Raw genomic sequence first — 19,913 nt, 5'->3', positions numbered from 1 at the left:
AGGCCTCGCAGACTCATTATTGTTGTTAACCGCTTTGCGCCGAATCTAGTCATCTCTGACTTTTCGGTCAATGATTTTCTGACCGGAAGGTCAAGAAAATGCAGTCGCAACACTTTCAATTATGGTCCAGTCTTCTGGAACCGGCGTTTTCAGGGGCTTTTGGCTTTTCAGTGCTGCTTATTTCATGCCAAATTCGCCACGGTGGGCGTAGCGCCATCAGCGGGCCAATGCGCTACACTGCCGCGCTTGTACCGATAGAAGATTTTGAAGGGAAAACATGACGTTCAAGGCGCCGGACAGTCTCGCCGAGCAAATTGCTCACCACCTCGCCGAACGTATCATTCGCGGCGATCTCAAGCCTGGGGAGCGGATCCAGGAACAGAAGGTCACGCTGGCACTCAACGTCAGCCGTGGTTCCGTGCGTGAAGCCTTGCTGATCCTCGAACGCCGCCACCTGATCGCGATCCTGCCGCGCCGTGGCGCCCACGTCACCGAGCTCACCGCGCACAAGGTGCAGAGCCTGTGTACCTTGATGGGCGAGCTGTACATCCTGCTGGGCAACGCCGTGGCCCAAGGCTGGCAGACCCAGGCCGACATGGGCCCGTTCCTGCAGATCCAGCAGCGCCTGGTGGCGAGTTTCGAGCGCCAGGACATCCGCGCGTTCGTTGAAGAAAGCTTCAACGTGATGCGCGCCGCGTACCCCTTCGCCAATAACCCGTACCTGCAGGAAACCGTCGAGAACCTGCAACCGGCGATGAACCGCGCCTATTACCTGGCGCTGGATCAGCGCAAGGCGTCGATGAGCGAGTACCTGACGCTGTTCGAGCAACTGCTCGCCGCCGTGCTCGCCCGTGACCTGGTGCAGATCCGCCAAGTGCTCTCGGCCTACGGCCAGCGCAGTTGCTCGCTGGTCATCGCTGCGTTGGCGGACGCCTAAACGTGCGGCTCAAGTGCATCAAACTGGCGGGGTTCAAATCCTTCGTCGACCCGACCACGGTGAACTTCCCCAGTAACATGGCGGCGGTGGTCGGGCCCAACGGTTGCGGCAAGTCGAATATCATCGACGCCGTCCGCTGGGTGATGGGCGAGAGCTCGGCGAAAAACCTGCGTGGCGAGTCGATGACCGACGTCATCTTCAACGGCTCCACCAGCCGCAAGCCCGTGAGCCAGGCCAGCATCGAACTGGTGTTCGATAACTCCGATGGCACCTTGATCGGCGAATACGCGGCCTACGCGGAAATCTCCATCCGCCGCAAAGTGACCCGCGACAGCCAGAACAGCTACTTCCTCAACGGCACCAAGTGTCGCCGTCGGGACATTACCGATATTTTCCTCGGCACAGGCCTGGGCCCGCGCAGCTACTCAATCATCGAACAGGGCATGATCTCCAAGCTGATCGAAGCCAAGCCCGAAGACCTGCGCAACTTTATCGAGGAAGCGGCCGGCATCTCCAAGTACAAGGAGCGCCGCCGCGAGACCGAAAACCGCATTCGCCGTACCCATGAAAACCTCGCTCGCCTCACCGACCTGCGCGAAGAGCTGGAGCGCCAGTTGGAGCGCCTGCACCGCCAGGCCCAGGCCGCCGAGAAGTATCAGGAATACAAGGGCGAAGAGCGCCAGCTCAAGGCACAACTGTCGGCCCTGCGCTGGCAGGCGCTGAATGATCAGGTGGGCCAGCGCGAAGCAATCATCGGCACCCAGGAAATCAGCTTTGAGGCCCTGGTGGCCGAGCAGCGCAACGCTGACGCCAGCATCGAGCGCCTGCGTGACGGTCACCATGACCTGTCCGAGCGCTTCAATCTGGTGCAGGGCCGCTTTTATTCGGTGGGCGGCGACATTGCCCGCGTCGAGCAAAGCATCCAGCACGGCCAGCAGCGCCTGCGCCAGTTGCAGGATGATTTGAAAGAAGCCGAACGCGCGCGCCTGGAGACCGAATCCCACCTGGGCCATGACCGCACCTTGCTGCTGACCCTCGGCGAAGAGCTGGACATGCTCACCCCCGAGCAGGAAGTCACCAGCGCCGCTGCCGAAGAGGCCGCCGCCGCCCTGGAAGAATCCGAAACCACCATGCACGGCTGGCAGGAGCAGTGGGACACCTTCAACCTGCAATCCGCCGAGCCGCGCCGCCAGGCTGAGGTGCAACAGTCGCGCATCCAGCAACTGGAAACCAGCATGGAGCGCCTGGCCGAGCGCCAGCGCCGCATGCAGGAAGAGCGTGCGTTGCTGTCTGCCGACCCGGAAGACGCGGCGATCATGGAACTGAGCGAGCAGCTGGCCGAAAGCGAAATGACGCTGGAAGAGCTGGAAGCCAGCGAAGAACAACAAGTGGAGCGCCTGGAGCAACTGCGTCAGCAACTGCAACAGGCGACCCAGGCCCAGCAGCAGGCCCAGGGTGATCTGCAGCGCTTGAACGGGCGCCTGGCGTCCCTTGAAGCCTTGCAGCAGGCCGCGCTGGACCCCGGCACCGGCACCGCCGAATGGCTGCGCGACCAGCACCTGGCCGAGCGCCCGCGCCTGGCCGAAGGCTTGAAAGTGGAAGCGGGTTGGGAGCTGGCGGTGGAAACCGTGCTGGGTGCTGACCTGCAAGCGGTGCTGGTGGATGATTTTGGCGGGTTCGACCTGTCGGGTTTTGCCCAGGGTGACTTGCGTTTGCTCAGCCCTGCGGCGGACGGTATGCGAGTACCGGGCAGCTTGCTGGATAAGGTTGAAGCAGCGATTGACCTGTCGCCGTGGCTGGGTCAAGTCAAACCGGTGGATTCGCTGGAGCAGGCGCTGGCCCGGCGCGGTCAACTGGGGGCTGGTGAAAGCCTGATCAGCCGCGACGGCTATTGGGTCGGCCGGCACTTCCTGCGGGTGCGTCGCGCCAGTGAAGCAGAGAGCGGCGTGTTGGCCCGGGGCCAGGAGATCGTCAACCTGATCGCCGAGCGTGAAGAGCGCGAAGCCACCCTTGAAGGTCTGGAAACCCAGCTGCAAACCCTGCGCGCCACCCAGCGCCAGCAAGAGACCGGCCGCGAACACCTGCGCCGCCTATTGCAGGACGAAGCGCGCCAGCAAGGCGAGCTGAAAGCCCAGCTGTCCGCGAGCAAAGCCAAGGTCGAGCAACTGACCCTGCGCCGCACCCGTCTCGACGAAGAAGTCGCCGAAATGGGCGAGCAGCGCGCCCTGGAACACGAACAGATTGGCGAGGCGCGCCTGCATTTGCAGGAAGCCCTCGACAGCATGGCGCTGGACACCGAGCAGCGCGAACTGCTGCTGGCCCAGCGCGACAGCCTGCGCGAGCGCCTTGACCGCGTGCGTCAGGAAGCCCGTCAGCATAAAGATCACGCTCACCAGTTGGCGGTGCGTTTGGGCTCGCTCAAGGCTCAGCACGCGTCCACGGCCCAGGCCCTCGAGCGTTTGGAGATGCAGTCCGAACGCCTCACCGAAAAGCGCGAGCAACTGAGCCTCAACCTGGAGGAGGGCGAAGCGCCGCTGGAAGAGTTGCGCCTCAAGCTCGAAGAGCTGCTCGACAAACGCATGACCGTCGACGAAGAACTCAAGACCGCGCAGATTGCCCTGGAAGACGCCGACCGCGAACTGCGCGACGCCGAGAAGCGCCGCACCCAGGCCGAGCAGCAATCCCAGCTGATCCGCGGCCAGCTCGAACAGCAGCGCATGGAATGGCAAGCCCTGACCGTGCGCCGCAAGACCCTGCAGGACCAGTTGCTCGAAGACGGCTACGACCTGCACGGCGTGCTCAATACCCTGACCGCCCAGGCCAACGAGAAAGAAGCCGAAGAAGAACTTGAGCGCATTGCTGCACGTATCCAACGCCTCGGCGCGATCAACCTCGCGGCCATCGACGAATACCAGCAGCAGTCCGAGCGTAAACGTTACCTGGACGCCCAGGACGCCGACCTGGTCGAAGCCCTGGACACCCTGGAAAACGTGATCCGCAAGATCGACAAGGAAACCCGTAATCGTTTCAAAGATACCTTTGATCAGATTAATGGCGGTTTACAGGCCTTATTCCCGAAAGTTTTCGGTGGAGGCAGCGCTTACTTGGAACTGACGGGCGAAGATCTACTCGATACAGGGGTAACGATCATGGCGCGGCCTCCGGGCAAGAAGAACAGCACCATCCATTTGTTGTCCGGCGGCGAGAAGGCCCTGACCGCATTGGCCCTGGTATTTGCGATCTTCAAGTTGAACCCGGCGCCGTTCTGCATGCTCGATGAAGTTGACGCCCCGCTGGATGACGCTAACGTTGGACGGTATGCACGCCTGGTTAAGGAGATGTCCCAGACTGTGCAGTTCATCTATATCACCCACAACAAGATCGCCATGGAAATGGCCGATCAACTGATGGGTGTGACGATGCACGAACCGGGCTGTTCGCGCCTGGTGGCGGTGGACGTGGAAGAAGCGATGGCGATGGTGGAATCCTGAACCACGCTTTGAAAGAGAATTTTCAGCAGGATGTAAGGTGATGGAGCCGGCTGTGAAATATGGCAAATGGACATATTTGTTCAAGGCATTTTGACAGACGGTGTAAAGTTATCTTTGGTCGTGCTAGTTTAATGTCAATTTTTCGTGTGCGTGGGCAAAACGTCAGTCAGAACATAGAGTTGGCGCCACGTTTTAAAGCGGTTTGCACGGTGCTAAACCCCTTATTTTTCAGCATTTTTTATTAGAGGCACGGGATTACATGGAAATCGGTCTGCGCGAGTGGCTGATCGTCATCGGCATTATTGTCATTGCCGGTATTCTTTTTGATGGCTGGCGCCGGATGCGTGGCGGCAAGGGCAAGCTCAAGTTCCGCCTGGACCGAAACCTGTCCAACCTGCCGGACGACGACGGCAGCGCCGAGCTGCTGGGGCCGCCCCGTGTGCTGGATACCCATAAAGAACCGCAACTGGACGAGCACGACCTGCCGTCGATGAGCGCGCCGCTGCGAGAAGCCCGTGAGCCGTCCTCCAAGCGTGGCAAGCGCAACAGTGCTCCGGTCGCCGAGCCGCATCAGGGCGACCTGAACCTCGACGTCGATGAAGGCCCGAGCTTCAGCAGCCGCGACGATGATTTCCCGGACGAGAACATTGGCAAGAGCACCGCGCCGCGCCAGTCGGTGAACGACCAGCCGGCCGCTGAAGAAGTGCTGGTGATCAGCGTGATCTGCCGCGACGCCGCCGGCTTCAAGGGCCCGGCACTGTTGCAGAACATCCTGGAAAGCGGCCTGCGTTTTGGCGAGATGGACATCTTCCACCGTCACGAAAGCATGGCGGGTAACGGCGAGGTGCTGTTCTCCATGGCCAACGCGGTCAAGCCGGGCACGTTCGATCTGGACGACATCGACCTGTTCAGCACCCCGGCCGTGAGCTTCTTCCTCGGTTTGCCAGGCCCGCGTCACCCGAAACAAGCGTTCGACGTGATGGTGGCGGCAGCCCGCAAGCTGTCCCAGGAACTCAATGGCGAACTCAAGGACGACCAACGCAGCGTCCTGACCGCCCAGACCATCGAACACTACCGTCAGCGCATCGTCGAGTTCGAGCGTCGCGCCCTGACACAGAAACGCTGAGGTTCGATCTTAAGCGTTGTCTGTAGAATCCGTGCACTAACATATTGAGCAGCTTCGGCTGCTCTTTTGCTTTATGAGAGAACACCCATGACCGCCGCCCACACCCGCATCCTCGAACTGCGCGCTGAACTGGATCAGCACAACTACCGCTACCACGTCCTCGACGAGCCGAGCATTCCGGACGCCGAGTACGACCGGCTGTTCCACGAGCTCAAGGCCCTGGAGGCCGAGCACCCGGAGCTGGTCACGCGGGATTCGCCGACGCAGCGGGTGGGCAGTGCGGCGCTGTCGGCATTCACCCAGGTCAAGCATGAGATCCCCATGCTCAGCCTTGGCAACGCATTCGATGAAACCACTATGCTGGAATTCGATCGCCGGGTCACCGAAGGTCTCGACCTGCCGGTGGGCGACCTGTTCGGCGGCGGCGCGGCGGTGGAATACAGCTGCGAGCCAAAACTGGACGGCCTGGCGGTCAGCCTGTTGTACCAGGACGGCGAGTTGGTACGCGGTGCCACCCGTGGCGACGGCACCACCGGCGAAGACATCAGCGTCAACGTGCGCACCGTGCGCAATATTCCGTTGAAACTGCACGGCAGCGGCTGGCCGGCGACCCTGGAAGTGCGTGGCGAAGTGTTCATGTCCAAGGCCGGGTTCGAGCGGCTCAATGCTTCGCAACTGGAAGTCGGCGGCAAGACTTTCGCCAATCCGCGCAACGCCGCTGCGGGAAGCCTGCGTCAGCTGGATTCGAAGATCACCGCCAGTCGGCCGCTTGAGTTCTGCTGCTATGGCGTGACCACCGATATCAGCGACACCCACATCGGCAACCTGCAACAGCTGCAGAAGTGGGGCATGCCCATCAGCCACGAGCTGAAGCTGGCCAAGGGCATCCAGGATTGCCTCGAGTACTACCGCGATATCGGCGAGCGGCGTAACAGCCTGCCATACGAGATCGACGGCGTGGTGTTCAAGGTCAACAGCATTGCTTCCCAGCGTGAACTGGGCTTCCGCGCCCGCGAACCGCGTTGGGCCATCGCCCATAAATTCCCGGCCATGGAAGAGCTGACCGAGCTGCTCGACGTGGAATTCCAGGTCGGCCGCACGGGCGCCGTCACCCCGGTGGCGCGTCTCAAGCCGGTCAAGGTCGCAGGTGTCACCGTGTCCAATGCCACCTTGCACAACATGGACGAAGTGGCGCGACTGGGCGTGATGATTGGCGATACCGTGATCATCCGCCGTGCCGGTGATGTGATCCCGCAAGTCGTCTCCGTGGTGCTTGAGCGCCGTCCGGAAAACGCCCGCGCGGTGCCTATTCCCGAGAGCTGCCCGGTGTGCGGTTCCCATGTTGAGCGCACCCAACTGGTCAAGCGCAGCAAGGGCAAGGAAACCGTCAGCGAAGGCGCGGTGTACCGCTGCGTCGGGCGTCTGGCGTGTGGGGCACAGCTCAAGCAGGCGATCATTCATTTCGTCTCGCGCCGCGCCATGGACATCGACGGCCTGGGCGACAAGACCATCGAGCAATTGGTAGACGAGAAGCTGATTGGCTCGCCGGCTGATCTCTACAAACTCAAGTACGAACAGATCATCGACCTGGAAGGCTTTGCCGATATCTCCAGCAAGAAGCTGATCACGGCCATCGAAAACAGCAAGACGCCGACCCTGGCGCGCTTTATCTACGCCTTGGGTATTCCCGATGTGGGCGAGGAGACCGCCAAGGTGCTGGCGCGCTCCCTGGCGTCTCTGGAGCGCGTGCAGAAGGCCTTGCCGGAAGTGCTGACGTACTTGCCTGACGTGGGCCTGGAAGTGGCGCATGAGATTCACAGCTTCTTTGAAGACAGCCATAACCAGGAAGTGATCGGTGCATTGCTGTCGCCTGAAGAGTGCGGCCTGCAGTTGCAGGATCAGGGCGACTTGAGCGCCGAGTTCGCCGCCAGTACCACCTTGGGCGGGTTGCTCGACAAGCTGCACGTGCCGAGCGTTGGCCCGGGGGCGGCGCAGAAGCTGGCGGACAAATTCGGCAGCCTCGAAGGTGTGATCAAGGCCGATTGGCTCGACATGCGTCAGGCGCTGCCCGAGAAGCAGGCCAAGGCCGTGCGTGACTTCTTTGATAACCCCGACAACGCCAACCGCGCCTTGGCCATCGAGCAACAGCTCCGCGACTTCGGCATGCATTGGCAGAGCGAGAAAAAAGTCGTCGAAGGCTTGCCCGAAGCAGGGCATACCTGGGTGCTCACCGGCTCCCTGGAGCGGATGAGCCGTGACGTGGCCAAGGACAAGCTGGAAAGCCTGGGGGCCAAGGTGGCCGGCTCCGTTTCGGCGAAAACCCACTGCGTGGTCGCCGGGCCGGGTGCGGGCTCCAAGTTGGCCAAGGCCAGCGAGCTGGGCCTGAAGGTGCTGGACGAAGAAGCCTTCGTCGCTTTCCTCGCCAAGCACAACATCACCGTCGACTGACCCTGTAGGAGCCCGGCTTGCCGGCGATGGCGTCCGTACGATTGTCATCGCCGGCAAGCCGGGCTCCTACAGTGGTATTGCGTTATTTTCGGAACGATCTTCGAAGGGAATTGATCTAGTCTCTGTCTTCCAAGGAGAGATCGCCATGTTCCGTTACTTCGAGCAACTCAGTTCGCGTATCGCTGCACCGTTCGTGGCCGGGTCCTCGCGCAACAGCAAGGTGTGGCAATGCCGGTGCGGCCAGTCGCTGTTCTTTCGCAACAGCCAATGCCTGGCCTGCCAGGCGCTGCTGGGCTATCAGCCGCAACAGAGCCGGCTGGCGTCCTTGCAGCCCGGTCCCGTTGCTGGCACTTGGTTGCAAGACGATAACCTTGACGCCGGTGCCTTTCGCCGTTGCGCCAATCTTGACACACCCGCCGCGTGCAACTGGCTGATTCCTGCCCACAGCACCGCGCCCTTGTGTGTGGCCTGCAGCCTCAATCGCACCATTCCCGACCTGTCGGTCCCGGAAAACCCCGAACGCTGGCGCAAGGTCGAAACCGCCAAGCGCCGGCTGGTGGCGCAGTTGATCAGCCTGGGGTTGCAGGTGGTGCCCAAGAGCATCGATGAAGACAATGGCCTGGCCTTCGACTTCGTCGGCATCGACCTGGAAGGCAATGCGCCGATGACCGGCCATGCCAATGGCCTGATCACCCTGGACATCAAGGAAGCCGACGACGCCCACCGGGAAAAAGTCCGCGTGCAAATGCGCGAACCCTACCGCACCTTGCTCGGGCATTTTCGCCATGAGGTCGGGCATTACTACTGGGATCGCCTGATCGCCAACACCCATTGGATCGAACCGTTTCGCACCTTGTTCGGCGACGAAAGCGCCAGCTACGCCGATGCACTGGACCGTCACTACCAAAACGGCCCGCGCCCCGACTGGCAACAAACCTGCGTCAGCGCCTACGCCACCATGCACCCGTGGGAAGACTGGGCCGAGACCTGGGCCCACTACCTGCACATGATGGACGCCGTCGACACCGCCCTGGGCTTCGGCATGAGCGCCCGCGAGATGGACCTGGACTACCAGCCGTTCCCTCTTACCACCCTCTACGACCCCGAACACCCGGGTGGCGTGGCATTCCTGTCGTTCGTCAACGCCTGGATCGAACTGGCCGGCATGCTCAACGAACTGTCCCGCAGCATGGGCCAGCCGGATTTCTACCCCTTCGTGCTGCCACCGCCGGTGATCGCCAAGTTGCACTTTATCCACCTGGTGATCCAGGAAGAAGGCGGCCGGGCAGACGAGGCGGTTCTTTTGTAGGAGCCGGCCACAAGTGCTTGAACCATCGAATATTTTTAATCCGCCGCGAACGGTTGTAACTTCCGATGAGATCGGTACAATGGCGCGGCTTGCCGAGAGGCAGGCGTCGTTATGGTGACCCCATCGGTCCCCCCGCAACGATTACCCGTGAACCTGGTCAGAGCCGGAAGGCAGCAGCCACAGCGGGAACATTGTGTGCCGGGGTGTGGCTGGTGGGGTTGCCTCCATAACGCTCTTCTCCGGCAACACCCACCAAATTCCTATTTTTTATCGATGTTTTGCTGGCAATGACTGCCTGCGAATAATTTTTTGCTGCCCGCGAAACGGCATTACTGCCGATACAACGGAAAAGCCTTGAACGTCGGCACCAGCTCCGCGCCCATCTCTTGCGTGCTCTCCACCGGGTTAGCCGGCGTGGGAATATTCCTGGCGAAGTGAAAGATGATGATCTGGCCCGTGACGCTGTCGCGGTAGTACTTGAAGAAGCTGATCTCGGAAAAGTCCCCGTCCTTACGGAGTGACTTGGGGTAAAACAGCATCAGGTACAGGATTCCGGTGCGGTTGTCTGTGGTCAGGATCGCCGGCATGTTCGGGTTTTCCAGCTGGTGAAGCTGGACCGTGCGTTTGCCGAGGTCGAGGGGCTCCAGTCGGCTCAGGTCGCGGGAGACGACGGTGAAGTCGAGCATTTCAGTCCAGGCATCGACGCTTTCGTTCTCCGGGAAATATTCCCACAGGCCATCTTTCTGGAATTTCAGCACGAACGTCTTGCCCGCAAACACCACCGATTTGGTTTCGGTGATAGCAGGGCGAGAGAAGTCTGGCGTGGGGGAGGACGCGCAGCCGGACAGCAGGGCCAGGACCGCCAAGATCAGGAGGGGAGCTTTCATTTCAATCCTTGAATGTTTTCAGGTGCGTGCGTCTTGCGAGCGTGACAGTAGCGCAACGAGTGGGCGAAAGCCTCGCTTAATTAAAATCCATACTTTTTAACGCGTTGTCTGTGAGGGTTCTTTCACAGGTTTTAATACTCACTCTGGACAACCCCAAACCACCTTGTTAGTTTCCGCCAGCCACTTGTTTCAGAGTATGACAAGGGCAAAGTTGATATTGAAGTGCTATCACTTCTTTAACTAACAAGGATGTCTGTGATGAAAAGCCTGGAAGGGTTGCCCCGTCTTATCAGTGCCTCGGTAGGCGCTCCCGGCAAGGCCCGTAACTTGCCAGCCGATGTTCAGTGCATCCAGTATCTGTTCAATTTGATCATTCCCAAGCTGGGATTTCCCTTGGCCGAAAACGGCAAGTGCGACGGCCAGTTGGTGCAGTGCATCAGCCAATACCAGTTCCGTCATCTCAAGTACGCCCACCCTGACGGGGTGATTGACCCCACCGGTCGCACCTTCAATAGCCTGATCGAAGAGGCGGTGAAAGTGCCGGTGAAGGCGTTTCCGACGATGCGAATTCCGAGCTTTCTCAACGTGTTCGCCACCCAGCAAGGGGACGCGGTGCAGGCCACGGTCAATGTGTACCTGGACCGCATGCGCGCGATGATCGAGGCCGAGCGGCGCAACCGGCAATTGATGCTGCAGCCCATGTGCGACGGCGGCATGACCCTGAGCGAGGCCGACTTTCAGAACGCCGCCACGCAGTTGGGCAATGGCATCTCGGTGAATATCGTCAAGGCGTTTGCCACCGTGGAGTCCGGTGGGCGTTCGGGGTTTGGCCCGGCCAAGTTGCCGGTGATCGCGTTTGAAGGGCACTTGTTTCGCAAGTACACCAAACATATCTACGACCAAGCGCACCCGCTGTTGTCGTACCCCTACAAGAAAAAGGCCGGGCCGCAGTGGCAGGTCAATAACAAGGATCAGGTCAAGGCCTGGGAAACCATGGCCACCGCGTTTGCCCTGGACCAGGAAGCGGCGTTGAAGTCGGCGTCGTGGGGCATGTTCCAGATCATGGGCTTCAACTATGGCTCGTGCGGTTACAAAACCGTGTTTGAGTTTGCGGCGGCATTAAAAGTGAATGCCGGCAACCAACTAAAGGCATTCCTCGGTTTTTGCAGCAAGAGCCCAGCCTTGATGAAGGCCATGAAGTCCAAGGACTTTACGGGCATGGCCTACAACTATAACGGCGAGGACTACGGCAACTACGACGTCCTGATGAAACAAGCCTACGAAAAACTTGAAGGGAAGAAATAAGATGATCCGTTTTCTGGCGATGGGTGTGTTGTCGTTGTGTGCCGCAGTGCCTGCGTTCGCGGGCAGCGCCCCGTTGCATTCGGGCAAGTACGAAGGGCTGATGCTGGCCGTGACGCCAGACCATCAGGTTGAAGGTTACTACGCCGAAACCCTGGGCGAGGGCGTTACCCGTGGTTGTGCGTTCTACCTGCAAGGCAAGCCTGCAGCACTGACCACTTGGCTCGACCAGGCCTATCCCGGCAAGGTCGCCGCTTCATCCGACGGCGTGACCCTCACCGTGGAGCAGGGCCGCCAGCACCCCGGTTGCATCAATGTGCTGATGCCCGAGATCGCCACCGGCCTGGAGCTGACCCAGACCGCCAATAAGAAATGGATCGGCCTGGTGACGGTGTCTGCCGACAAGGCTTACCTGCTGAAGACCCCTGGCGTCAAAGCCGCCAAGCGCCCCTATATCGTCAAGAACGATGTCGTCGGCGTGCTGGCGTTCAAGGATGGCTGGGCCCAGGTCGAGTTCATCAACGCGGACGACCGTTCGTTCACCGGTTGGATCAGCGCGGATCAATACCGTCGGCTGGCGGCGCCCGTCGCGAAGAACTGAACCCATAAAAAAACGCCGCAGCGTGCTTGGCACATTGCGGCGTTTTTTTGTGCCTGTGATCAGGCCTTGTTGCGGTTGAACAGCTTGCGAACGAAGGCAAGCAATGCCACGACGCCGATCACCAGGAACTTCTTCGCCGCCAGCAGGAAGATGCCGATCTTGGCGAACAGCCCGGCCTTGGCAGCGATGCCGCCAGCGACCAGGGCCGCCAGGCCATAAGCGGCCAGCTTGTCGGTTTTCGGGTTGAAGTCGGTGTACAGGTTGCCGTCGGTGAAGTTGGTGAAGGCCAGCACTTGAGGCAGTTCCTGCTTGATGGTCGGCAGGTCGGCCATGGCGGCGACGGCGTTGAGTTCCAGGACGCCCTCACGGCCCAGGACGCGGATGCTGTAGTTGAGGGTGTTTTGTTGTGCATCGTCGGCTTTCAGCTCACGGGCCCAGTACATCTTGTGGGTGGTGTCGTCGTAGCGCGGCGGCTCGGCCCAGCCCAGCAAGTGCAGGCCGGCGTAGCCTTGTTTACGGCGTTCCTTGTTGTCGGCCTCGTCTTCTTCCTGCATCGACTTGAGCAGGTCGGCGTAGTCGATTTTTGCCGCATCTTCGTCAGAAATGTGCCCGTCATTCTTGTAACTGACGATCACGCCCCAGCCGCGTTCCGACAGCGGGCTGACGGCCTTGGGCACGATCATGCCGAGGGTCTTGAAGCCTGGCGGGTTGCCCCAGCCATCGGTCAGCAAGCGTTCGGTGTCGGACGGGTCGAGGTAGTAGAAGTTGTCGTTGAGCTTGAGGGTGGCAATGCCGCTTGGCAGGGTGATGGTGCCGGTCTTCTGCTTGAGTGACGCAAGAAAGTGCTCGGCCGTTTCGGCAGGGGCACTGGCTTCGACAGGGGCGGGCGGGGTGGCAGCAAAAGCGGGTGCGACAGGCAGGCTCAAGGCGGCCGCCACCATTAGCAGGCGGAAGTAATTCATGGTAGTCCCTTACAATTTGAATTAATTTCGCGGGAGGATACCTGAAACAAGTTGTTACGGGTTAGCCGAAAGTCTCTCGCAACAGCCCAGCAAAGGCGTCCCGTGCCAAGTGCCGTTGGGTCTCCTTGTGCCAGAACAGCAGGTTGTCCACGGCCTGGAGTTCTTCGAATCGATAGGACGCCAGTTGGTTGGCCTGTTCGTAGCGCGCCAGGATGCCTTCCGGCGCCAACGCCACGCCGATCCCCGCACTCACGCAACCAATGATGGTGCCCCAACTGGCATAGCTGGCGATGCTCGGTTTGAAGTCATGGGGCTTGACCCAATTTTCCAACGCGGCGCGATAGGGGCAGCCGGGTGGCCACACCAGCAGGGTGCGCTCGGCCAGGTCAGCGGCGCTGTGAATCGGAGCGCTGGATGCGCTGGCGATCAGCACCAGGCGTTCGCTGTAGACCACGCTGTGTTCGAGCTTTGCGCGCTTGCCCCCGGAGGCTACCAGCGCCACGTCGATACGGTGGTGTTGCAGGTCGTCCAGCAGTTGCGCCCAGGCGCCGGTCACCAGTTCGAGGGTGACGTCGGGGTAGCGCCGGTGATACTCCGCCAGCAGCGGTGGCAAACGGCCGCTGGCGCTGGACTCGACGGCGCCGATGCGCAGGGTGCCACGAGGAATGGCGTTGGCGTCGACGGCACGCTTGGATTCGTCCACCAGCGCCAGGATGCGCTCACAATAATCCAGGAAGATCTCGCCGGCCGCACTGATCGCCAAGCCGCGCCCGGCACGGATAAACAGCGGCGTGCCCAACTCGCTTTCCAGCTGCTTGATGCGCGTGGTGATGTTGGACGGCACGCAGTGCAGTTGCAGGGCGGCCTGGGCCACGCTGCCGGTTTGCGCCACGGCTCGCACCATTTTCAGTTGGGCCAGTTCCATTGCTCAGTTCCAGTGATTTCAGAAGTCAGAAACGGTTAATTGTCCTGCACCTTGCCCGGGCCAAGACTGACGGCATTCCTTCCTGTTGCCGGACGCCCTCGATGAATACCCCGTCACCCGTAAAGCTTACGCTAGTCATCGCCAGCGTCATCCTCTGTTGGGCGTATTCACCCATTGGTGTGCACATGGGCTTGCACAGCTACAGCCCGGGCCAACTGGCGTTGCTGCGGTTTCTGATCGCGTCGGTGTTCATGGGCGGTGTGGCGCTGCTGATGGGCATCGGTCGGCCGCGTCTGCGGGACGTACCGTGGCTGCTGGTATTGAGTTTTTTCGGGGTGTTCCTGCATCACACCAGCCTCAACTACGGGCAGCAGTTCGTGACTGCGGCGGCGTCCAGCGTGCTGGCGCAATCGGCACCGCTGTTCAGTGTGTTGATTGCGTTTTTCTGCTTGAAGGAACGGGTCAGTCTCTGGCGCTGGAGCTGCGTGTTGCTCGGCCTGCTGGGCGTGCTGGTGGTGATCTGGGGCGATCAGGGCGTGGGTGATATCGACCCGCGCGGCCTGCTGATACTGCTGGCGGCGCTCTCGTGGAGTGTGTACTTCGCCATCCAGAAGCACTACGCCCACCGCTACAGCCCGCTGACCATGGCATGCTACATGGTGTGGGCGGGCACGCTGATGCTCTGCGTGAACCTGCCGGGTTTGTCGGCTGCCGTGGTGCAGGCGCCGTTGCCGGAGAACCTGGCGGTACTGGTGCTCGGTATTTTCCCCAGCGCCTTGGCCTACCTGGCCTGGGGGTATGTACTCAAGCACGTGGAGGTCAGCCGCGCCTCGGTGGCGATGTACCTGATCCCGCCCGTGGCCATGACGATGGCCGCGACGCTGTTGGGTGAACACATCGCCTTGCAGGTGGTGCTCGGCGGTGTGATCGTGCTGGCCAGCGTGGCAGCCATCAGTCTGGAAGGGCGTTGGCGATCAATCGCTCAGGCAGAACGCGCGCAGCCGGTGGCCATCGAGGTCCTGGGCGACAAAGGTGTAGCCGAAGTCCAGGGTGGTCGGTGATTGAATAATGGTTGCGCCGCGCTCCACCCACAGGTCGTGCAGGGCATCGATGGCGGCCTTGTCGGCCAGGGAGAAGCCCACTTCACCACCGCCGCCCGTGAGCTGGGCCGCCGGTTCGACCGTGTGCCGCGACCACAGCCCGAGTTTTACGCCATTGTCGAGAATGAACAGGGCAAAGGTCGGGTTCAGCTCGACCGGTGGCTTGTCCAGCAGGCGGCTGTAGAAGTTGGCGCTGGTGGCCGGGCTGTCGACGTACAGCAGGAAGTAATGGGCGATGGTGTTCATTCAAGCTCCTGAGAGTGGGCGGTTAGCGGGAGCCAGTCTAAAAGCCCGGACTGTCAGTTTTTGTCAGGAGTCGGCAGGGCCGGCGGATTTTCCCCGGTATAGAGTTGAATGATGTCGTCGATCTCGCCCGACAGCTTCATGCGCAACAGTGTGCGCAGGATGCGCTGCACCGGCACGCCGGGGTCGTTGCGCACGATGCAGCCCAGGCTTTGCTCGTCGATGACCGCGACCTTGTGCAAGCGATGCCCGGGCGCCAGGCCCAGGTTGAAGCGGTCCAGGATCCACTCATTGATCACCGCGTAGGTGAAGCGCCCGGCCACCAGCTTGTGCAGCACCAGGTCTTCGCTGCGCGAATCGTCGCGGGTCAGCTGGCCGCTGGCGAACAGCGGGGCGAGGGCGGCATAGCGGTAGTTGAGCACGGTGCCGATCGACTGCGGCGCCAGCTGGGCGACCTGCACCACCGGCGGCGTGGCGTGGCGGCTCACCAGCACATTGCGCTGCACCATCAATGGCACGCTCCAGGTGTAGTCGCCCGACAGGTTGTCGACCCAGGCCTGGGCGACATAACAGCGCACATCGATGTCGCCGTGTTCCATGGCGCCTGCGATGCGCGCCCGGGCCAGCACGTGGAACTCGGCCGGGCGCCCGACCTGGGTGGCCAGGCTGAGCATCAGGTCATACAGGATGCCCTGGGTGGGTTGGTCGTCCTCCACGTGCGCCATGGGCATCGCCCAGCTGTCGGAAACCGAGAAGCGCAGCGGCGCCGGGGCCGCGAGGCTGACGAGGGAAATCATCCATAAAGCGCCCAGGACTACGCGCATAGGTTCTCCGGGTTCAGGCCTTTGTGGGGCCAGTCAGGAGAGCTTAGTCAGATTAGACGAGCGTGCCGGATGCAATTTCCCCCTTGCTCCGCTAGCATTACCGGCTTCCGCTTCCCAGTTGCGACGGTTTTCGATGAGTTATCAGGTTCTTGCACGTAAATGGCGTCCGCGCTCGTTCCGCGAAATGGTCGGCCAGACCCATGTGCTCAAGGCTCTGATCAATGCCTTGGACAGCCAGCGGCTGCACCACGCCTACCTGTTCACCGGCACACGCGGTGTGGGCAAGACCACCATTGCGCGCATCATCGCCAAATGCCTGAACTGTGAAACCGGTATCACTTCTACACCGTGCGGCACCTGCTCGGTTTGTCGGGAAATCGACGAAGGGCGCTTTGTCGACCTGATCGAGATCGACGCCGCGAGCCGCACCAAGGTCGAAGACACCCGCGAGCTGCTCGACAACGTGCAGTACGCGCCGAGCCGTGGGCGCTTCAAGGTCTACCTGATCGACGAAGTGCACATGCTGTCCAGTCATTCCTTCAACGCGCTGTTGAAAACCCTGGAAGAGCCGCCGCCCTACGTCAAATTCATCCTGGCCACCACCGACCCGCAGAAACTTCCTGCAACCATTTTGTCGCGGTGCCTGCAGTTCTCCCTGAAGAACATGACCCCCGAGCGCGTGGTCGAGCACCTGACCCACGTGCTGGGCGTCGAGAACGTGCCGTTCGAAGACGACGCACTGTGGCTGCTCGGCCGCGCCGCCGATGGTTCGATGCGTGATGCCATGAGCCTCACCGACCAGGCTATCGCCTTTGGTGAAGGCAAGGTCATGGCCGCCGATGTGCGCGCCATGCTCGGCACCCTGGACCATGGCCAGGTGTTCGACGTGCTGCATGCGCTGATCGAAGGCGACGCCAAAGCGTTGCTCGAAGCGGTGCGCCACCTGTCGGAGCAAGGCCCGGACTGGAACGGCGTACTGTCCGAGATTCTCAACGTGTTGCACCGCGTCGCCATCGCCCAGGCCCTGCCTGAAGGGGTCGACAATGGCCATGGCGACCGCGACCGCGTGTTGGCCCTGGCCCAGGCGTTGCCGGCCGAAGATGTGCAGTTCTATTACCAGATGGGCCTGATCGGTCGCCGGGATTTGCCGCTGGCGCCGGACCCGCGCGGTGGCTTTGAAATGGTCCTGCTGCGGATGCTGGCCTTCCGGCCCGCCGACTCGGCAGACGCACCGAGACAGCCGCTAAAGCCAGTGGGGATCAGCCAGGCCACAGTTGATTCCGCCAAACCAGTGGCTGGCGCGGCAGTCGTCGCGCCAGTGGTTGCTGCGCCTGCCCCGGTTGCGCCGGCACCTGAACCGGTGGCCGTTGCGCCGGTGGTTGCACCGCAGCCCGCGCCTGAACCGGTCATCGAGCCCGAGCCGGTCGTCGACCTGCCGTGGAACGACCCGGTGGAAGTCGAAGCCGAGGCCGACGTCGAGCTGCAGCCCGCCGTGGAACCGGTGCTGGAGACCACCGGTGAGCAGCCCGAGCTGACGCCGATGCCCACCCCGACTCCGGACAGCGTGGTGCCGGACGCGCCGGAGTGGGTGTCGGCCCCGGTCCCCGAGCCGACGGTCGCCCAGGTTGACGCGGCCACGCCCGGCATGGACCTCGACGACGAACCGCCGCTGGACGAAGACTACATCGAACCGGACATGGATTCGGCCTACAGCTACCTGGATGACCTGGCCAGCGAACATGCCGCCGAGCCTGCGCCGGAACCCGAAGTGGAGCCTGCAGCGGCCCCGGCCACCGGCCTGGCCCTGCAATGGCTGGAGCTGTTCCCGAAATTGCCGATCTCGGGCATGACCGGCAGCATCGCCGCCAACTGCACCCTGATTTCCATCGACGGCGATCACTGGCTGCTGCACCTGGACCCGGCCCACAGCGCCCTGTTCAACGCCACCCAGCAACGTCGCCTGAATGACGCACTGAACCAGTACCATGAGCGCACGCTGACCATCGCCATCGAGCTGATCAAGCCCGAGCAGGAAACCCCGGCCCAGGCCGCGACCCGTCGGCGTATCAACCGCCAGCGTGACGCCGAAAGTTCGATCCACGCCGACCCGCTCATCCAGCAGATGATGCAACAGTTCGGTGCGGTCGTTCGTCACGATACAATTGAACCTGTCGATGCCCCGGTGCCCCAAGCATCCTGATACCGGGCTACTAACTTGATCCACGTACTTTGAGGTGATTCCCATGATGAAAGGTGGCATGGCCGGCCTGATGAAGCAGGCGCAGCAGATGCAGGAAAAAATGGCCAAGATGCAGGAAGAGCTGGCCAACGCCGAAGTCACCGGTAAGTCCGGCGGCGATCTGATCAGCGTGGTGATGACCGGTCGTCACGACATCAAGCGCGTGAGCATCGATCCAAGCCTGGCTCCAGGTGTGAGTGAGGAGGATCGCGAAGTGTTGGAAGACCTGCTCGCTGCAGCCGTCAACGACGCCGTTCGCAAGATCGAAGCCAGCAGCCAGGAAAAAATGGGCGGTGTGACCGCTGGCATGCAACTGCCACCGGGCATGAAGCTGCCGTTCTGATCGGCGAGCGTTAGCTAGACTCCAATGCCAGGCCTCGTGCCTGGCATTTTTGTTTGTGCCGATCCAATCGAACCCCAGCCCCTCGACCATGGTCTGCACCCTGTACCGATGGATTCGATCAAGGAGCCTCCTGATGCCTCAAGAACTGACTCTGAACCAGCGCATCGTGCTGGTCTCTCGCCCTCAGGGCGCCCCCACCCCGGAAAACTTCCGCCTGGAACGGGTGGCGTTGCCCGAACTGGCAGACGGCCAGGTCTTGCTGAAGACGCTGTACCTGTCCCTCGACCCTTACATGCGCGGGCGCATGAGTGATGCACCGTCCTACGCCGCGCCGGTGGAAATCGACGAGGTGATGACCGGCGGTGCTGTCAGCCGTATCGAGCAATCACGTAATCCCAAATTCGAAGTGGGCGATCTGGTGGTCGGCTCCACCGGCTGGCAAAGCCACAGTATTTCCGACGGCCGCAACCTGATCCCGGTACCCAAGGGCTTGGCCAGCCCATCGATGGCGTTGGGTGTGCTGGGCATGCCCGGCATGACCGCCTACATGGGCCTGATGGACATCGGCCAGCCCAAGGCTGGGGAAACCTTGGTGGTGGCGGCTGCGTCCGGTGCCGTGGGCTCGGTGGTTGGCCAGGTGGCCAAGCTCAAGGGCTTGCGCGTGGTGGGGATCGCAGGTGGCGCCGACAAGTGCCGTTATGTGGTGGAGGAGTTGGGTTTCGATGCCTGCATCGACCACAAGAGCGCAGACTTTGCCAATGAACTGGCCCTGGCGTGCTTCAAGGGCGTGGACATCTACTTTGAAAACGTCGGCGGCAAGGTCTTCGATGCGGTGGTGCCGTTGCTCAATCCCAAGGCGCGTATCCCCCTGTGTGGGCTGATCGCGGGTTACAACGCCCACCAGCCACCGAGCGGCCCTGACCGGTTACCGGCATTGCAACGCACCTTGCTGACCAAGCGCGTGCGCATCCAGGGCTTTATCGTGTTCGACGACTACGGCGATCGCCAGCCCGAATTCCTCAGTGCGATGGCGCCCTGGGTACGTGACGGCAAGATCAAGTTCCGCGAGGACGTGGTCGACGGCCTGGAGCAGGCACCCGAAGCCTTTATCGGTTTGCTTGAAGGGCGCAACTTCGGCAAGTTGGTGGTGCGCATTTGACGCTAATCCGGGGCGCG

The 19,913-nt window shown here is 61.6% G+C and carries 16 protein-coding genes and 1 other RNA gene; 12 read left to right on the top strand and 5 right to left on the bottom strand.

Features of this window, described 5'->3' with window-relative positions; genetic code table 11:
• Nucleotides 1-277: 277 nt before the first annotated feature.
• From ACVWVP_RS16020 to ffs, 6 genes are all read left to right on the top strand, one after another.
• Nucleotides 278-937, top strand: coding sequence for a GntR family transcriptional regulator (locus ACVWVP_RS16020; protein WP_176996315.1), 660 nt, complete (start codon nt 278-280; stop codon nt 935-937).
• Between the two features lie 2 nt (nt 938-939).
• On the top strand, nt 940-4,428 hold the full coding sequence (gene smc, locus ACVWVP_RS16015; protein ID WP_457407096.1) for a chromosome segregation protein SMC: 3,489 nt from the start codon (nt 940-942) through the stop codon (nt 4,426-4,428).
• A 259-nt stretch (nt 4,429-4,687) separates the two neighbouring features.
• Nucleotides 4,688-5,554 carry a cell division protein ZipA gene (gene zipA / locus ACVWVP_RS16010; protein ID WP_178924564.1) on the top strand — a complete coding sequence of 289 codons (867 nt, stop codon included), beginning with the start codon at nt 4,688-4,690 and terminating at the stop codon, nt 5,552-5,554.
• An 87-nt stretch (nt 5,555-5,641) separates the two neighbouring features.
• Nucleotides 5,642-8,002: an NAD-dependent DNA ligase LigA gene (gene ligA / locus ACVWVP_RS16005; protein ID WP_457407094.1), complete on the top strand. Its 2,361-nt coding sequence runs from the start codon at nt 5,642-5,644 to the stop codon at nt 8,000-8,002.
• A 145-nt stretch (nt 8,003-8,147) separates the two neighbouring features.
• On the top strand, nt 8,148-9,311 hold the full coding sequence (locus ACVWVP_RS16000; protein ID WP_457407092.1) for a zinc-binding metallopeptidase family protein: 1,164 nt from the start codon (nt 8,148-8,150) through the stop codon (nt 9,309-9,311).
• Nucleotides 9,312-9,432: 121 nt separating this feature from the next.
• An RNA gene (gene ffs, locus ACVWVP_RS15995) (signal recognition particle sRNA small type) lies at nt 9,433-9,529 on the top strand.
• Between the two features lie 111 nt (nt 9,530-9,640).
• Here the strand turns inward: ffs and ACVWVP_RS15990 are convergent.
• Nucleotides 9,641-10,198, bottom strand: coding sequence for a hypothetical protein (locus tag ACVWVP_RS15990; RefSeq protein WP_457407090.1), 558 nt, complete (start codon nt 10,196-10,198; stop codon nt 9,641-9,643).
• 258 nt (nt 10,199-10,456) lie between these two features.
• Here ACVWVP_RS15990 and ACVWVP_RS15985 point away from each other — a divergent pair, with 258 nt between their 5' ends.
• Together ACVWVP_RS15985 and ACVWVP_RS15980 are read left to right on the top strand one after the other, a co-directional pair.
• On the top strand, nt 10,457-11,503 hold the full coding sequence (locus ACVWVP_RS15985) for an N-acetylmuramidase family protein (RefSeq protein ID WP_178925883.1): 1,047 nt from the start codon (nt 10,457-10,459) through the stop codon (nt 11,501-11,503).
• Nucleotide 11,504: 1 nt separating this feature from the next.
• Nucleotides 11,505-12,101: a hypothetical protein gene (locus ACVWVP_RS15980; protein WP_457407088.1), complete on the top strand. Its 597-nt coding sequence runs from the start codon at nt 11,505-11,507 to the stop codon at nt 12,099-12,101.
• Between the two features lie 59 nt (nt 12,102-12,160).
• Here the strand turns inward: ACVWVP_RS15980 and ACVWVP_RS15975 are convergent, their stop codons facing one another.
• Both ACVWVP_RS15975 and ACVWVP_RS15970 read right to left on the bottom strand, forming a co-directional pair.
• Nucleotides 12,161-13,063 (bottom strand): DUF2167 domain-containing protein, encoded by a 903-nt coding sequence (locus tag ACVWVP_RS15975; protein WP_176996307.1) that lies wholly within the window; start codon nt 13,061-13,063, stop codon nt 12,161-12,163.
• A 61-nt stretch (nt 13,064-13,124) separates the two neighbouring features.
• A complete protein-coding gene (locus ACVWVP_RS15970; RefSeq protein WP_259172985.1) occupies nt 13,125-13,988 on the bottom strand; it encodes a LysR family transcriptional regulator in 864 nt (287 codons plus the stop codon).
• A gap of 101 nt (nt 13,989-14,089) precedes the next feature.
• Here ACVWVP_RS15970 and ACVWVP_RS15965 point away from each other — a divergent pair, with 101 nt between their 5' ends.
• The gene (locus ACVWVP_RS15965; protein ID WP_457407085.1) at nt 14,090-15,049 is read left to right on the top strand and encodes a DMT family transporter; all 960 of its coding nucleotides are present in this window, start codon (nt 14,090-14,092) and stop codon (nt 15,047-15,049) included.
• Here the strand turns inward: ACVWVP_RS15965 and ACVWVP_RS15960 are convergent.
• Nucleotides 14,963-15,334 (bottom strand): VOC family protein, encoded by a 372-nt coding sequence (locus tag ACVWVP_RS15960; protein WP_178926005.1) that lies wholly within the window; start codon nt 15,332-15,334, stop codon nt 14,963-14,965. The two genes, ACVWVP_RS15965 and ACVWVP_RS15960, sit on opposite strands and share 87 nt — an antisense overlap.
• A 53-nt stretch (nt 15,335-15,387) precedes the next feature.
• Nucleotides 15,388-16,155: a substrate-binding periplasmic protein gene (locus ACVWVP_RS15955; RefSeq protein WP_457407083.1), complete on the bottom strand. Its 768-nt coding sequence runs from the start codon at nt 16,153-16,155 to the stop codon at nt 15,388-15,390.
• A gap of 133 nt (nt 16,156-16,288) precedes the next feature.
• On the opposite strand from ACVWVP_RS15955, the gene dnaX reads away from it, so the two are divergent.
• The 3 genes from dnaX to ACVWVP_RS15940 all read left to right on the top strand — a co-directional run bounded on the left by dnaX (nt 16,289) and on the right by ACVWVP_RS15940 (nt 19,896).
• Entirely contained in the window at nt 16,289-18,355 is a 2,067-nt protein-coding gene (gene dnaX / locus ACVWVP_RS15950) for a DNA polymerase III subunit gamma/tau (protein WP_457407081.1), read from the top strand.
• A gap of 43 nt (nt 18,356-18,398) precedes the next feature.
• Entirely contained in the window at nt 18,399-18,737 is a 339-nt protein-coding gene (locus ACVWVP_RS15945) for a YbaB/EbfC family nucleoid-associated protein (RefSeq protein WP_178926008.1), read from the top strand.
• Nucleotides 18,738-18,870: 133 nt separating this feature from the next.
• Nucleotides 18,871-19,896, top strand: coding sequence for an NADP-dependent oxidoreductase (locus tag ACVWVP_RS15940; RefSeq protein ID WP_178926009.1), 1,026 nt, complete (start codon nt 18,871-18,873; stop codon nt 19,894-19,896).
• Nucleotides 19,897-19,913 lie beyond the last annotated feature (17 nt).

The sequence above is a fragment of the Pseudomonas sp. TE24901 genome, from assembly GCF_054058375.1.
The sequence above is the reverse complement of the archived record's forward strand: the minus strand, read 5'-3'. Positions and strand labels throughout refer to the sequence as shown.